General features: G+C 48.7%; 1 protein-coding gene. It reads right to left on the bottom strand.

The window, feature by feature from the left end; all coding sequences use genetic code 11:
- Positions 1 to 52 precede the first annotated feature (52 nt).
- A complete protein-coding gene (locus S2091_RS23720; protein WP_105534447.1) occupies positions 53 to 1201 on the bottom strand; it encodes an IS481 family transposase in 1149 nt (382 codons plus the stop codon).
- Positions 1202 to 1291 lie beyond the last annotated feature (90 nt).

Here is a 1291-nt window from a genome sequence, read left to right as displayed (position 1 = left end):
TGTTTAGACGTGGGACATAGGTAACGGGTGTATCCAGACATGGGTAACACATTTAAGCCGAATTAGTTGCAGCGCGCAAGTCGATTTTAAGAATCTTCTGGCGACAGTAAAATACATTAAATACACCATCCATCCCAACAATTGGTCTAATCGCAATCAGTTCATTACGCAACGCAGATGAGACTTTAATGGGGCGGTTTTGAAACTTGAACATCCCCTCCCAGCCCACCTTAATAACCACATCCCCAGGTAAATACTCCACCGGAGGTAAGATCCTGGGAAAGGTGAACGGACTTGGACGATAGCGTGTCATTGGCGTTCGCAATTGAATACCTTCATGCGGACGTTCCATATTGTAAATATGACGCCAACGATCAAAGGCGATTTGCGCTGCCGGAAGATCGTTAAAGTGGTTGCTATTGAGCACTTCCGCTTTGAGTGTGCGATGAAATCGCTCTATCTTGCCATTTGTTTGTGGGTGAGCTGGCTGGCTATGGCTGACTTGAATACCCAAACGAATCAACCACATCGTCAATTTCGTAATCGATTGTGTTGGTTGCTTTGGTGATCCCCACGGTGGGCCGTTATCGGCATTGATCCGTCGTGGCAACCCATAGCGCTCAAAGGTCGTGGTCAAAGCCGCCTGCACCGTATCGTGATTGGGGCGAGCGCAAGCGGCTAAGATCAGATTAAATCGGGAATGGTCGTCCAATAACGTTAATGGATAACAGGTTGCGTGCAAGGTCTCGAAATTACCTTTGAAGTCGATCTGCCAGAGTGCATTGGGTTCCTCGTGCTCAAAGCGTTTCCATGGTGTGTGTTGCTCGCTGGCTTCCGGCGTAATCAATCCATGTCGTCGCAATATATGCGTAACGGTGGCGGCATGCGGCAATTCGTTCTGCCCTAAATCTTCTAATCGCTGTCGAATCTTGCGTCCGCCCCAGCAGGGATGAGCATGACGTAGATCAACCACTAATTTCTCCAGGTGATCGGAGGAGTGATTGGGAGAGTGGTGAGGCCGTCGAGAGCGATCTTGCAACCCCTCTTCGCCTTGAACCGCATAGCGTTCGAGCCACTTGTAAGCGGTTTTAGGGCTGATACCAAAGCGACGACATAGCTCTCGTCGATTCGCACCTTCTTGCAGGGCAAGATGAATAAATTCTAAACGTAAGTCCATAGTATTGGCTGTATTCCAGGTCATAATGGCGGCTCCGATTGGACATCATTCTTGATGCCCAATAGTGTTACCTATGTCCTGATACAGGTGTTACCCATGTCTCACGTCTATACA

This window comes from Solimicrobium silvestre (assembly GCF_002976435.1).
Classification (GTDB): Bacteria; Pseudomonadota; Gammaproteobacteria; order Burkholderiales; family Burkholderiaceae_D; genus Solimicrobium; species Solimicrobium silvestre.
The sequence above is the reverse complement of the archived record's forward strand: the minus strand, read 5'-3'. Positions and strand labels throughout refer to the sequence as shown.